General features: G+C 71.3%; 1 pseudogene. It reads right to left on the bottom strand.

Annotated features, from left to right (window positions below):
- Positions 1 to 265, bottom strand: a pseudogene (locus tag R0J92_RS23695) (methyltransferase); the annotation flags it as partial.

Here is a 265-nt window from a genome sequence, read left to right as displayed (position 1 = left end):
CTCCGGTAGCCGGTCGGCGCGATGAATCACGGTCACCGTGCCCTTGCGCCGTACCGATTGCGTGAGCGCGGCGATCCAGTCGGCGAGCTTCGCCTCGCCCTCGACGTTCGCCGCCGCGCGCAGCGGATCTTTGGAGTCGTCGGCGCAGCCGGCTTCCAGGTACGGGGGGTTCGCCATCGCATGGTCGAAGCCGCCGGCCGCCCCCGCGGCGGGCGGCCGAAGCAGATCGCCCTCCAGCACGGCGAAGTGCTCGTCCCAGTCATTG

The organism is Tritonibacter sp. SIMBA_163 (assembly GCF_046535935.1).
GTDB classification, from domain to species: domain Bacteria; phylum Pseudomonadota; class Alphaproteobacteria; order Rhodobacterales; family Rhodobacteraceae; genus Epibacterium; species Epibacterium scottomollicae.
The sequence above is the reverse complement of the archived record's forward strand: the minus strand, read 5'-3'. Positions and strand labels throughout refer to the sequence as shown.